Origin of the sequence: Salinibacter sp. 10B, from assembly GCF_002954405.1 — a bacterium.
Lineage (GTDB): Bacteria > Bacteroidota > Rhodothermia > Rhodothermales > Salinibacteraceae > Salinibacter.
This window is the reverse complement of sequence record NZ_MQWC01000004.1, coordinates 3047422-3059211: the sequence shown is the minus strand read 5'-3', so window position 1 is coordinate 3059211 and position 11790 is coordinate 3047422. Positions and strand designations below refer to the sequence as shown.

Annotated in this window: 10 protein-coding genes; 6 read left to right on the top strand and 4 right to left on the bottom strand. The window is 61.0% G+C overall.

Going from position 1 to position 11790, the window contains the following annotated elements; all coding sequences use genetic code 11:
• The first annotated feature begins 328 nt into the window (after positions 1-328).
• Positions 329-991 carry a hypothetical protein gene (locus BSZ35_RS19740; protein ID WP_105012762.1) on the top strand — a complete coding sequence of 221 codons (663 nt, stop codon included), beginning with the start codon at positions 329-331 and terminating at the stop codon, positions 989-991.
• Positions 992-1046: 55 nt separating this feature from the next.
• Here the strand turns inward: BSZ35_RS19740 and BSZ35_RS12515 are convergent, their stop codons facing one another.
• Genes BSZ35_RS12515 through BSZ35_RS12505 form a run of 3 tightly spaced genes read right to left on the bottom strand, consistent with a single transcriptional unit; the run spans position 1047 to position 4465 of the window.
• Complete coding sequence (locus tag BSZ35_RS12515) at positions 1047-2999, bottom strand: peptidoglycan-binding protein (RefSeq protein ID WP_105012761.1); 1953 nt, start codon at positions 2997-2999, stop codon at positions 1047-1049.
• A 48-nt stretch (positions 3000-3047) separates the two neighbouring features.
• On the bottom strand, positions 3048-3989 hold the full coding sequence (locus tag BSZ35_RS12510) for a peptidoglycan-binding domain-containing protein (protein ID WP_105012760.1): 942 nt from the start codon (positions 3987-3989) through the stop codon (positions 3048-3050).
• Entirely contained in the window at positions 3986-4465 is a 480-nt protein-coding gene (locus tag BSZ35_RS12505) for a hypothetical protein (RefSeq protein WP_105012759.1), read from the bottom strand. The genes BSZ35_RS12510 and BSZ35_RS12505 overlap by 4 nt, the downstream gene beginning before the upstream one ends.
• Positions 4466-5073: 608 nt before the next feature.
• Here BSZ35_RS12505 and metE point away from each other — a divergent pair.
• From metE to BSZ35_RS12480, 5 genes are all read left to right on the top strand, one after another.
• Positions 5074-7386 (top strand): 5-methyltetrahydropteroyltriglutamate--homocysteine S-methyltransferase, encoded by a 2313-nt coding sequence (gene metE, locus BSZ35_RS12500; protein WP_105012758.1) that lies wholly within the window; start codon positions 5074-5076, stop codon positions 7384-7386.
• Between the two features lie 351 nt (positions 7387-7737).
• Positions 7738-8286, top strand: coding sequence for a hypothetical protein (locus BSZ35_RS12495; protein WP_146110079.1), 549 nt, complete (start codon positions 7738-7740; stop codon positions 8284-8286).
• A gap of 52 nt (positions 8287-8338) precedes the next feature.
• Entirely contained in the window at positions 8339-9616 is a 1278-nt protein-coding gene (locus tag BSZ35_RS12490; protein WP_105012756.1) for a 4-vinyl reductase, read from the top strand.
• Positions 9537-9968 carry a hypothetical protein gene (locus BSZ35_RS12485; protein ID WP_146110078.1) on the top strand — a complete coding sequence of 144 codons (432 nt, stop codon included), beginning with the start codon at positions 9537-9539 and terminating at the stop codon, positions 9966-9968. Before BSZ35_RS12490 ends, BSZ35_RS12485 begins: the two co-directional genes overlap by 80 nt.
• 411 nt (positions 9969-10379) lie before the next feature.
• Positions 10380-10940 (top strand): DJ-1/PfpI family protein, encoded by a 561-nt coding sequence (locus tag BSZ35_RS12480; RefSeq protein ID WP_105012754.1) that lies wholly within the window; start codon positions 10380-10382, stop codon positions 10938-10940.
• 144 nt (positions 10941-11084) lie between these two features.
• Here BSZ35_RS12480 and BSZ35_RS12475 read toward each other — a convergent pair whose 3' ends face one another.
• Entirely contained in the window at positions 11085-11729 is a 645-nt protein-coding gene (locus tag BSZ35_RS12475; RefSeq protein WP_105012753.1) for a riboflavin synthase, read from the bottom strand.
• Positions 11730-11790: the final 61 nt, after the last annotated feature.

The following is an 11790-nucleotide window of genomic DNA, read 5'->3' as shown; positions in this document are numbered from 1 at the left end:
CGTCCCAAGACCGGATACAATCAAGGCTGAGCTACAGACCTCCCAGCTGGACTCTGCGGGTGTGGACTGTCCTGTTGGCCCAGAAAATGGGGTTGTAACTATCACCCTCGATTCGAGTAGCTATGACACGAAAGCTACCGTCGAGCCTCTTAAGGAAACGTACAGAGGAAAGAAACTATGGTCAGCAACGGTCGAAACGTGGTTACTTGAAGATGTGAACCGGGACGGACGACTCGACGTGGGTCCAGCCGTCAACTGTGATCGCGCTGGATGCGACTTTTCGCTCTACTTGGCCTGCGGAGGAGGCAGATATGTTCCTGTCATGAGAATGCTTTCTGCATATGATTTTGAACCCTTTCACCCCGATTCGACCGAGTGGACAAGTGGCACCGGCTACGTGCCTTCGGCTTTTGCTGAAACCAAAAGTGGGCAACACTGGCGGCAGTTCATGAAGATTCCTCACTCCCCCCCCTTGGGAACTGAAGATGTGACGTATCCAACGCGGATCTATCGCTACTATGAAGATATCGAGCGCTACGCTTTACTACCGGGTTCCGCGTGGTTCGTGCATCACGACTCTCCCTACACCAGGTCCGAGATGCAGAAGGCGGGCGCTTTTCCCCCCAACTGTCCCGCCGGACGACGAGCACCGACAATTCTGGATAGCACGATGAAAACCCAGACCGTCTGGCGAAGTGACCTAAACGACGACCAGAAGGTTGACCGTGTTCTCCGTGAGAATTCAGTCGGGGAGACCGGACCTGCTCAGCACGAATTCACCGTCTACGCGAGGTGCAACGGAACGTGGTATACCCGGATACACCGGCAGAGATACGCAGTTGAGCTCACGCCGACCGACGAATACACGACTGCCCCAAACGGATCTCGCTGGCGGAATCTCCACGTTCGGTTCCACGAACCCGGTGAAACAGAGGTCCGTTCGCGCACGATTCGCTTCAAGCACGCCGCGTATGAGGAAGGTCTTCCGTAGCTTTGCTCTGCGAGATTCCTCTCCCCTGTTCCAGAAAAAGCAAGTCTCACCCGGTTCAAGGGCTCTCGGGTAGTCCCGCATCCGCAAACGCGAACGAGCCTCGTCCTTCGTCGAGGGTCTGGTGCTCGTCTAGAAAAAGCAGCCCGATCCGCCGACGAATCTCTCCACTGGAGCGCTGTAGAAGCCCGCCGATCAAAGCCAGCTCATGCCGGTCGGACCAGGAGCCGGGCCGTCTCGACCAGTCGAGGCGTGCTCCATCGACCTCTTCGCCGTTTATGGTCAGTTGCCTTTGAATTTGCAGTTCTTCGTCCTCTTGGTCCACATATTGTTCGTGAACGTCGTGGTACCCAGAACTGGCATGATCGAAGACCTCCTCAAGGCACGATTGGCCTACTAACGGAAAAACATCGCTAGGCGAGTAGATGTGCCAGCAGTAAACCATCACCATGGCTTTCTCGGAGGTAAAGATGTCTCCGATAGTGATCTCCTCTGGCGACCATTCCGCTTTCTCTGGTGCCTCCAATGGGAGGGAGGCGGAACGAAGATCTCGAATCCGAACCCGAGCCATGTCCCACATTCTCTGACGATACGGCTCGACCGTGCGTCCTGCCATCACGAACCGGTAGAACCAATGCCAGGACTTGAAGTACAGCGCCTCGGACTTGGCATCAGGTGGGGCCTTCGGCATCGATTGCATCTCCTCACTGCTCTCCTCATCGGAACCCTTCCCCTCAGGATCTAGGTCCTGCGCTGGCAACTGCACCCAGCTGGAGTAGGTCCGAGATGCGTCGTCGTAAAGCGTGCTCCCGTCAGGGGATCCCCCCGGATCCTCCCAGTTCCCCCATTGATGGTTCAGGCCCAGGCCGAATCGGCCGAATGCCTTCTCGAACGCGTTTGGATTACACTCTTGCAGATAGGCGAGATACCCACACAGTTCTCCTCCTCCTACCCCCCCAGACGAGTCAGCTAAACCGAGCGTCCAGTGGCACGGACCAACGGACACGAGGGCTCGGTCATAGGCATTCACCGAGTCGAAATAGCCCATGCACTCGATGTGAGAGACCGCGTGGACGACATCGTACGTGGATTGGTCGGCTTCAGTTAGGTGCTCCCCGGGCGTTCCTATGAGTCGCTGCGGAGTAATTTCACCCTCATTCCAAGTGTGATACTGTTGGGAGACTGGGCCTTCATCGCCCTCATAGGAGTTGTATTCGCCCAAGACAAAGTGTCGAATCCCATCAAGAGATGGGTCAGACGAGTCTGGCTCCGAGGGGAGATCGTAGTAGTCGGTAAAGTCGACGGCGAACACTCGTGGGCTATTACTCTGCAGGTCGTCGTGGCCCCACAGGTTTTCGGGATCGGCCCCCTCGGCCATTGCATCGCCGTCGTAGACCGACGCGTATTCGTCCCCCGTCCGCGCGGTGATGACCACCGGGCACCGGTAGCCCTCATTGATCCAGTGGGTGAGGCAGCGGCGCGTCTCCTGGTTGAGGACGCCCGTCACTTCTCCGGTGTAGCGCGTCATGGATCCTTCCGGATTGTCGGTCCCCGACAGCCGCTCGACGTACTCCCCGGCGGCCTTCGGGTCTTCCTCGGCCACCCGGCCCATCCCGGCGTAGATCTGAAACTCCCGCACGGCCTGCTCGGTCCGAGGGCCGAACACCCCGTCAAACTCCCGGATGAGGCCAAAGCCCAGATTCCACAGGTCCAGTTGCAGTTGAGTCACGTATCCCCCGAGGGAAATGGTCGGGGGCTGCTCCTCGGCCGGGTCCACGACAATGCCGGGGAGCACGAGGTCCCCGTTGGCGAGCCCGATCTCCCGCCCCTCCTCCACCGGCGCCGAGGGCCAGGAGCCGTCCCAGTCGCCCCGGCGCAGGGTGTAGTTGCCGTACCGCCGGTAAAAGGGCGCATCCTCCGGAAGCAGGTCCAGTGCGGCCTGCCCAGAATCGGAGAAACTCTCCTCAATCCAGGACTCGATCGTCGGTTCTGATGAATCGGGCGTAGACATGACAAACTGAGATTGGAAGTGCAAAACAATTGAGAAAAGAAAAGGGACCTACGCATCCCGAAACCGCAGACCGTCGAGCATGGGGCGTTCCATTTCGGGAATCGTGCCGGTCGGCGATTGGCCCAGCTGTGCCTGCAAAGTCTGAACGGACGCCCGGGTGACCGCCCCGTTTTTGCTATCAACCTTGCCACCGTAGACGCCGGCCTGCGCGAGGCGCTGCTGCAACCCGGCCTCGTCCCCCCCCGCCGAAAGAGACGTGAGATCCAGCGGCACCGTAACGGTCCCGCCTTCCGTCTTCAGCGTGAGCGCGGCGGCCACCGCTCCGACCGGCACCGCCTGCTGCAGCCGCCCCTCACTGTCCACCGTTCCCTCGAGGGTGGACGTGGATCCGTCCTCGGTTTTGATCTTCAGCGTGTAGTCGGTGCCCGCGAGCTTCGCCCCGACGAGCCCGTGCTCCAGGTGAAGGTCGATTCGTGGCGGCACGACGCAGACCGTCTCCTCGCCTCCGGTCGCCACGCCGGCGGTCGCATCCGCCGTGTCCATCACGAGCCGAGTTGCATCCTCGGACGGCGGCGATTGATCGGCCTCGGACTCCGATTCGTCAGACGCGGGTTCGTAGCCGGCCAGCCCAACGTGAACCGGGCCCGGCGGCACCTCTCGCAGCTGGACGCGCCCCTCCCCAGACGTCTGCCGTTCTTCGGTCGAGCCGTCGGCGAGCGTGAGCTCGACAGTCTGATTGGCCAGCGGCGCTCCTCCCTCGTTTACAAACCGGAGATCCAGATCGTCCACGAATCGCATCACGCCCGTGCTCTTCGCGTCCTGCGAATCGGCGATGATGCCGCTCACGTCCACCGTGTAGAAAAACTGCGGTTGCACGTAGCCCTCCGGCGCCTTCCACTCCGGCACAATGTCCGCGGTGTCGCCCGGATACTGGAACCGGTACATCACCTCCACGGCTCCGTTTTCTACCCGAGGACGCAGCCGCGTCACCGGGACGTGCGCCCCGCGCTCCTTGTATTCGAAAATGCGGACGGTCGCCCGGCGGCCGTCGGGCGCGCCTTTCGCGTCGGCTGTGAGCGTGAGAATGTCTCCGCGTTTGACTTCTTCCTGCGACCACCGCGGACCCGCACCGGCTCGGTCACCTTCAGGGCCTCCGACTCGGCCGAGAGGCCGTGGTTCGGCATCTTGACCTTCGCCAGGAGGCCGCCCTTCGCCTTTTGCGGCACCCGAAGCCGGAGATTCATGTCCTCGCCCGCGAGCCGGCCGTCGAGGGTGTTGTGGACGGTCCCCTGCGCGTCGACGAGCTTGATCTGGAGACGAGAGCCCTCAGCGCAGAAGAGCGTGCGGATTTCGAGGCCGATCTCCCCACCGGGGGCGGCCTGCCGTCGGTCGAAGCGGACGGCGTCGATTTCGGAGGGAAGGGTGAAGACGTGTGTCTCGTCGGTCGCGCCGGTAAACTCAGGCATGGAGAAAAGGGAAGCGAGGAGAAAAAAATAAAACAAAATAGAATTGGTATGTATGCTTTAATTAACTTAAGCGGGGAGAGAAGAGAGTGTCAACGGACCGCTCATACCAAATCCTGCAGCTTTTTTCCAATATGGAAGCTCAGTCCGAAACGCCGTTGGAGTGTGCCGTTGCGAGAGTAGCCGCAGGTCCGACGCGTCGCGACACTGGATTTTTTGCCTCGACACAGAGCGTCTCCATCGTGCGGCGGACAATCTCGCCCCCCTCCTCCGACAGCGCTACAGATTCTTTTCCGTCCTGAATTAAGTTGCCGGATCCGGTATCCGGGCGTGCAATCGAGAGTCGATTCGATGAGGGTTTCGCACGGGGTTGGCGATTGATCTCCGGGGGCTCGTTGCATTCAAACGAGTGCACACGAGTGCGCCTCACTACCTCATGCCAGACCCCATACTCACGCCCTAATCTTTTCCTCCAATTTTGACCTACCCCCAACATAACCTGGGGGTAATATGGATGTTTGAGGAAATAAACCGACGTGCGTAGCATTTTTCCACAAACGCCCTCACATTACAGATTCCATTCTCCTCACGCATGAACCATTTGTACGCCTATGGCGAAGGCAAGCAATCTCGGTTTTCCCCGTATCGGTGCGCACCGTGAACTGAAGCGTGCCGTGGAGGGATACTGGAAAGGCGACCTCTCGAAGGAAGAGCTCATCGAGTCGGCCCAGGCACTCCGTGAATCGCACTGGACGGAGCAGCAGGATCTCGGCCTCGACGTGGTGCCGTCCAACGACTTCTCCTACTACGACCAGGTGCTTGACACCTGCGCGATGGTCGGTGCTGTGCCCGAACGCTTCCCGTGGGATGGCGAACGCGTAGACCTCGATACCTACTTTGCGATGGCCCGCGGGCTGCAGGAGAAGGACCTGGAGGGCGAGGACTCCGGCGTGCAGGCGATGGAGATGACAAAGTGGTTCGACACGAATTACCACTACATCGTCCCGGAGTTTTCGCGCGACACGAACTTCTCCCTCTCCTCGACGAAGGTCATTGACGAGTACAAGGAGGCGAAGGAGCATGGCATTGACACGCGGCCGGTCATCATTGGCCCGGTCTCGTTCTTGCTACTCGGCAAGACGCAGGAGGACAACCTCGACGCCCTCGACCTGCTCGACGACCTGCTGCCCGTCTACGCGGAGGTACTGCAGGAGCTCGCCGCCGCCGGGGCCGACGCGGTACAGCTCGACGAGCCGAATCTCGTGTTCGATCTCAGCGACGAGGAGCGCGCGGCCTTCACGAAGGCCTACGAGGCACTCGCCGACGCGGCCGACCTCGACCTGCACGTCGCCACGTACTTCGGCGGCCTGGAGGACAACCTCCCTACGGCTCTGGACCTGCCGGTCGACGTCCTGCACCTCGACCTCGTTCGGGGCGCGGGCCAGCTGGAGGATGCCCTCGATTATGGCGTGCCCGAGGACCTGTCGCTCTCCCTCGGCCTCATCGACGGACGCAACGTGTGGCGGGCCGACCTCGACGCGCTCCTCGACACCGTGGAGACGGCCGTCGACGCGCTTGGCTCCGACCGTGTGCTCGTGGGGCCGTCCTGCTCGCTGTTGCACGTGCCGGTCGACCTCGACACCGAGCCGGCCCTCGACGACGACATGAAGCTCTGGCTTGCGTTTGCCAAGCAGAAGATTGAGGAGATCGTGGCGCTGACGGAGCGCGCCAACGGCGACGTGGACGGCACCGAGGCCCTCTTCGAGAAGAGCCGCAACGCCCAGACGGCGCGCGCCGAGTCCGACTGGATTAACGACACGTCCGTGCAGGGCCGTGTGGATGGCATTGACGGTTCGATGACGGAGCGCAACTCTCCGCACGCCCAGCGCCGCCCCATCCAGCGGGACGCCCTCGACCTGCCGACGCTCCCGACCACGACGATCGGCTCCTTCCCGCAGACGAACGATGTGCGGAAGATGCGTGCGAAGTACAAGAAGGAAGAGATCTCGAAGGCGGAGTACGAGGAGTTCATCGAGGAGCAGATTGCCGACACGATTGCGGCGCAGGAGGAGATTGGCCTCGACGTGCTGGTGCACGGCGAGAGTGAGCGGGGGGACATGGTCGAATACTTCGGTCGCCAGCTCAACGGCTTCCTCTTTACCGAAAACGGCTGGGTGCAAAGTTACGGCAGCCGCTGTGTGCGGCCGCCCATCATCGCCGGCGACGTGAGCCGTCCCGAGCCGATGACCGTGCGGTGGCTCTCCTACGCCAACGACCAGACCGACAAGCCGGTGAAGGGCATGCTGACCGGCCCGGTCACGATGCTGCAGTGGTCGTTCGTACGCGACGATCAGCCGCGCGCCGAGACGTGCCGCCAGATCGCGCTCGCCATTCGCGACGAGGTGGTCGACCTCGAAGACGCCGGCGTGCAGGCCATCCAGATCGACGAGCCCGCCTTCCGCGAGGGGCTGCCCCTCCGCGAGAGTCAGTGGGACGACTACCTGGAGTGGGCTGTGGAATGCTTCCGGCTCGCCTCCTGCGGCGTCCAGGACGAGACGCAGATCCACACTCACATGTGCTATTCGGAGTTCAACGACATCATCGAGGCGATCGCCGACATGGACGCCGACGTGATCTCCGTGGAGGCCTCCCGCTCGAAGATGGAGCTGCTCGACTCGTTCGACGAGTTCGACTACCCGAACGAGATTGGGCCGGGCGTCTACGACATCCACTCGCCGCGTGTGCCGTCGGTCGAGGAGATGGAAGACCTCATCCACAAGGCCCTTGAGGTGCTCGACACCGAGCAGATGTGGGTCAATCCGGACTGCGGCCTCAAGACACGCCGCTGGGTTGAGGTCAAGCCCTCACTCGAAAACATGGTGCAGGCTGCCGAAAATGTACGCGAGCCTGCTGCGGTAGCATAACCCCCGTACGCACACATTTCGGTTATCGTGATCAAGGCGGCTCGGGCTCCCCCGAGCCGCCTTTTTTCGTAGTCGTGGTGCGCGATCCGTCGCCTCCCGGACATCGAGGACGAGGCGGGCCGATTTCCCGAATCGGACGAAGAACCATTGATGGATGTAATGAGAAAGAAGGGACGGAATGATTGTTGTTTATCACCTAGAACACATTCGGGGCCGTCTCTCAACAGCCATGCCGGCTGTCGGAGGCGGACGCCGTAAGTCGCCCCTCGTGTTTCCTCACATCCGTTGCCACCGCCATCCATGTTTTCAGGAACTGTTTTCGTGCGTCGGCGCGAACCGGATCCCGACCTTATGCTTCCCCCCTCTTGCTGGGCCGTTTACGACCGGCTCGACGGGGACACGAGCATCGGCCAGATTGCCGATACGCTCGAGCTGAGTGAGCCGGAGATCTTTGCCGTCGTCCGTCAGCTGCAACAACGAGACCTCATTGAGGAGCCCACGATCGCGTATGCCGCCTACAAACAGCAGGAGGGCAGCGAAGACCAAAACACGGAGGGGGAAGAGACGTCGTCTCTTGCAGACGCGTCGAGGGACGGGGTTAGCAGCAGGAACGGGACGGCGTCTGCGGCAGAAGAGACGACCGACGATGACACGGACGTCATTCACCTTCCGACCCTGTGGGACTGGCTCGAAGAGACAACCGACAACGTCAAATCCTACAAAAATACCCAGGCCTTCATCCTTATGGAGGCCTCTGAGGCACTCGAATCCATCGGAGTGGGCAACATGGACGAGCTCGAAGATCTGGAGCAGTGCAGCAACCCGGACGTGGTCGAGGCGCTCGAGAATGCCATCGAGAACAACGTCAACGAGCACATTCCGGACCAGTGCTATCGGTAGCGGTTTCTGTCTCTACCGTCCTCGTTCGCTCTTTATTTAGCAACGAAGTCAAATGGACGTAGTATCCCCTGACCTTCGGGCTAAGGCGGTGCAATCCCTGCAGCCTGTTGTAGACCGTGGTCATCTCGTGGGACCGGGTGGGAGTACCCACGTGGCCCACTGCCACCACTACAACTGCTTCCTGCAGAAGACCCTCCGCTCCCGCTCCGACACCGGGATGGACGCCGTCCTGGTCAACGTGTCGGCCGCCCTGTTTTTTGTTATGTTCGTGCGCGCCTTCGACGCTGAGTGGTCCCTCAATCGACGGCTTGCCTACGCGCAGGCCCTTTTTCGGGTACGGGGATATGGCAATCCGCAGGTGACGGATGCTCTAGAGAGTGATACCATCACGGCAACGGCGTCTCACTACTCTGAGGGCTACAAGAGCAAGTTCGGCGTCCAGGACGAACCGCAAGACTTCTTCCTGACGGGAGCCCTGCAGGGAGCATTAACGGCGGCTTACGGCTGCGACGTGGAGGTCGAGCAGACCTCTTGCATCGCCATGGGCGACGACAAAAACACGTGGACGGTCACCCGGCATAGCAATCGACAGGACAACGTCGAGAACTACATGGAGCAAGCCAAGCGCCTCCAGCAGCACCGTGATGCCCTCACGCCGAACCCTAAGCCCGAGAACCTTCCTGCCCCGCCCGTCACGTCGGCGGTTCAGAACATGGACCTCGTGGGGGACCCGGAGAAAGGTCTGATCCCGGCGTTTAACGTGTACCTGACGTTCATTCCGTCGCTCTACTACAACATCTGCTCGCAGATCTTCCTGGACCGCATTCAGGAAAACAACATGTCCCGCGCCCTCGGCGTCCGGTTGCTGAAGGAAGCGGGCCACGTGTGCGGATTTTACACCCTCGGAAATATCCTGCTCTCCTCCGAGTTTGGATTGCTTCGCAAGTCGCACTTCGGTCCCAGCCCCGGCGCACACGACTCCATGACGGCCCTCTTTGGGGTCGTCAATGCCTTCGGGTGGGGCTACTGGCAACTCGACGAGCTGTCGGACGACACGCTTTCGTTCTCGGTGCACAACAGCTACGAGGCCTACAACTACCGCGAGTACTTCGGAGAGGCCGACGAACCGGTGTGCATGCTCCATATGGGGGGCGGGGCGGCCATCATGAACGCTCTTCGGCACGGGGACATTCTCAACTTCAACGGTCCCATCGATCGCGACTACGTAAACAGCGTCTTTAAGGAAAGCGATGGCTTTAGCTCAAAAGAAGAGCAGTGCTTCTCCTTCGACGAAGACGGACGCCCCTGTCGTTTTCGCGTCACCGAGTGAGCTCGATGCGCATCTGCGCAACGGCGACACGCACGACATTTTCGTGTACGACGGAGCCGACCGGGAGGTCGTGCTTCGCAACGACTGTCGGGCGTATCCTCTGCACGTACAGGCGACGTTCGAGGACGAGACCGCCGGGCCGATTCTGAGCGGATTCGCCGCTCGCTGCGAGAAGCGGTACGGCGCGTCTTTTTCGGCGTCGATTCCCGGATCGCGCACGAGCCGACTGCCGGGCGTCGCCGGCAAGGTGGGCCTTTACGCTCCCCTCGACACGGTCGAAGTGCACTTCTACAAAGATGCTCCCCGCGAAGACCGCCGACGCATCATCGGCTGGCTGGTGGAAACGTCTTGAATCGTTGCTGGGGGATCCCGCTCAAGAAAAGGGCTTGTACCGAGGTCCCCAGCATCCGAACGCAACCCCCCGTCCGAGCGTCTTCGGATCTCTCGATTCTTCCGGGACGGGCTCTCTCGTGCGAAGGAAAATCAGCAAACCCGTTTCTAAGCGCCCCCGCACTGGCCGATTCGGGCAAAGGCACGAACGGGCTTCTTTCTGTTCTGGAAGGGGAAGTGATCCCAACTCCGGGGGCTCTATTCCGGTAGAAGTAGGCTTCCGTAGCGCCGTTGGAGTCCAACGGCGCTTCTGGTGCCCTCCTTGACGGCGCCGACGATCCGAGAGGGATTTGCGTATTACATCGTCGTAGCTCCCCTACCTGAAGCCTGTAGCAAGATTCGGTATGAGACGTCCATCAGAAAAACCCTTCTCATGACCGTTGCCTTCCTCCTCTTCGACGACCTTACCGCCCTCGACCTCATCGGGGCCTACGACCCCATCACTCGTCTGAAGACGATGGGCTTCGTAGACGACTTCGCGTGGGACCTCTGCGCATTCCGTGAACCGATCTCCGATGCACGGGGACTGCACTTCACCCCCGATTGCGTGGGGTCCGCCCTAGACGCGTACGATCTGCTCGTGGTGCCGGGCGGGCATGGCACTGCCCTTCTGCAAGAGGACGACGCCTTCCTGAAGTGGATGAGGACCGCCGAGCCTGTTGGCCTGAAGGCCTCCGTCTGCACTGGTTCCCTACTTCTGGGGGCGGCGGGCTTCCTTGACGATCGACGGGCAACCACGCATCCGAATGCATTCGACGACTTGGCGCCGTACTGCGCGCAGGTGGTCGACGATCGCGTGGTGGACGTAGGCGACGTGATTACGGCCCGGGGCGTCTCGGCGGGCATTGATCTCGGACTCCACGTCGTGGAACGGCTAACGGGACCGACTGTGCGGCGTCAGATTGCCAGACAAATGGACTATCCACACACGTAATCTCTCTTCGTCCCCGCGGACCCGAGTGCTCCGTTCGCATCTGAGCGCTCCCGATCAGGGTGCTGCCACGCTTCCACAACGCCTCTAGCGAAAACTTTGCAATAGGACGAGAACGATCCATCCTCTCCGGTCACAGCGTCCTCCCTACTCCTCTCCCCAGGCCTGCGCCAGTGCCTCTGGATCGGGTGTCTCGCCGCTCGCGGTCAAACTGCGCGTCACATACTTCCCGATGAGATCGAACTCCAGGTTCACCGCCGCTCCCTCCGTCCACCCGTCGGCCACGTTCGTCTCCTTGTAGGTATGCGGAATGATCGCGACGGTAAAGGTCTCCTCCTCAAGCCGCGCCACCGTTAGGCTGATGCCGTCTACGGAAATGGAGCCCACCGGGATGAGGTAGGCGGCGTATTTGGGATCGAACTGGATGGTGTACAGCCAGTCTGTCTCCTCCCGCTCGACCTTGACGATCGTGCCGGTGGCGTCCACATGTCCCTGCACAAAATGGCCGTCCAACCGGTCGCCGGCCTGCAGTGCACGCTCCAGGTTGACCGGCGCGCCCGCCGTGAAACGGCCGAACGTCGTTTTGCGCAGGGTTTCCTCAATGCTATCGACGGCGAAGGTGCGATTCTCGGCATCCACCGCCACGACCGTCTGGCACGCGCCGTTGATCGAGACGCTCTGGTCGACCCGGAGCGTGGGTGCCATCTCCGCCTCAATGGTGAGCCGTTTGCCGCCCCCGAGATCCTCGACGTTCGTGAGAGTACCTACCTCTTCGATGATTCCCGTAAACATAGGCGACTGTGTGGACGTGTGGACGCATGAACGTGAGGGAGACAGACGGAAGCCGCCGTTC

What these genes read in the sequence shown, in the direction of transcription:
- BSZ35_RS19740 (WP_105012762.1), top strand. Translation starts at nt 329, where the DNA reads ATGCTTTCTGCATATGATTTTGAACCCTTTCACCCCGATTCGACCGAG.
- BSZ35_RS12515 (WP_105012761.1), bottom strand. Translation starts at nt 2,999, where the DNA reads ATGTCTACGCCCGATTCATCAGAACCGACGATCGAGTCCTGGATTGAG.
- BSZ35_RS12505 (WP_105012759.1), bottom strand. Translation starts at nt 4,465, where the DNA reads ATGCCTGAGTTTACCGGCGCGACCGACGAGACACACGTCTTCACCCTT.
- metE (WP_105012758.1), top strand. Translation starts at nt 5,074, where the DNA reads ATGGCGAAGGCAAGCAATCTCGGTTTTCCCCGTATCGGTGCGCACCGT.
- BSZ35_RS12495 (WP_146110079.1), top strand. Translation starts at nt 7,738, where the DNA reads ATGCTTCCCCCCTCTTGCTGGGCCGTTTACGACCGGCTCGACGGGGAC.
- BSZ35_RS12490 (WP_105012756.1), top strand. Translation starts at nt 8,339, where the DNA reads ATGGACGTAGTATCCCCTGACCTTCGGGCTAAGGCGGTGCAATCCCTG.
- BSZ35_RS12485 (WP_146110078.1), top strand. Translation starts at nt 9,537, where the DNA reads ATGGCTTTAGCTCAAAAGAAGAGCAGTGCTTCTCCTTCGACGAAGACG.
- BSZ35_RS12480 (WP_105012754.1), top strand. Translation starts at nt 10,380, where the DNA reads ATGACCGTTGCCTTCCTCCTCTTCGACGACCTTACCGCCCTCGACCTC.
- BSZ35_RS12475 (WP_105012753.1), bottom strand. Translation starts at nt 11,729, where the DNA reads ATGTTTACGGGAATCATCGAAGAGGTAGGTACTCTCACGAACGTCGAG.